Annotated in this window: 1 protein-coding gene; it reads left to right on the top strand. The window is 46.2% G+C overall.

Features of this window, described 5'->3' with window-relative positions; all coding sequences use genetic code 11:
• The coding region (locus tag PG898_RS21140) for a methyl-accepting chemotaxis protein (protein ID WP_270824993.1) at positions 1-1008 on the top strand (1008 nt) is incomplete at both ends.

The following is a 1008-nucleotide window of genomic DNA, read 5'->3' as shown; positions in this document are numbered from 1 at the left end:
CCAGAATTTACCAGTGACGGGTCGAAACTTAGAACTCCCAAAAGATGCCAATATTCTTTCGACTACCTCCCCTCAAAGCCATATCACGTACGTTAATCCTGACTTCATTAAAATCAGTGGTTTCACTGAGGAAGAACTATTAGGCCAGCCTCACAACATCGTAAGACACCCAGATATGCCGCCTGCTGCATTTGAGCATATGTGGAGTACATTAAAATCTGGCCGCTCATGGATGGGGCTAGTAAAAAATCGCTGTAAAAATGGCGACCACTATTGGGTAAGTGCTTATGTAACGCCAATAGCTAAGAATGGTTCGATTGTTGAATACCAGTCTGTAAGGACCAAGCCTGAACCTGAGCAGGTTTTGGCTGCGGAAAAATTATATGCTCAATTGAGAAGCGGGAAAGCCGCGAGGCCGAAATTGGCTGCTAGCTTTTCCGTGAAAATACTCTTGCTCATATGGGGTAGTATTATATCAAGCGCAATGGCTGCCGGCATGCTTACTGATACATCAATAAGCAGCTTATTGTTAGCCACTTTAATGTCAGGAAGCTTAAGCTCTGTTAGTGTTTTGGCTATTCTCTCTCCTCTTGGAAGACTGGTTGAAAGAGCCAGGAATATTTCCAATAACCCATTAAGTCAATCCCTCTACACTGGGCGCACCGATGAGTTTGGCCAAATAGAGTTTGCTTTACGAATGATGCAAGCTGAAACAGGCGCCATAGTAGGTCGCATAGGTGATGCATCAAATCGGCTTAGCGAACACACCCGAGGCCTACTAAAGGATATTGAGTCAAGCAATGTACTTACAGTTGAGCAGCAGGCAGAGACAGATCAAATAGCAACGGCAGTAAACCAAATGGTGGCAAGCATTCAAGAGGTTGCGAGCAATGCACAGCATGCTGCAGATGCGGCCGGAAGAGCAGACACTGAGACGGCATCTGGCCAGCGTCTGGTAGCCCACACAAGCCAGTCAATCACTGCCCTTGAAGGTGAAATTAGGCAAGC

Origin of the sequence: Aeromonas sp. QDB31, from assembly GCF_027707605.1 — a bacterium.
Taxonomy (GTDB): Bacteria; Pseudomonadota; Gammaproteobacteria; order Enterobacterales; family Aeromonadaceae; genus Aeromonas; species Aeromonas media.
Note: the sequence above shows the minus strand (reverse complement) of the source record. Positions and strands in the feature narration are given on the sequence as shown.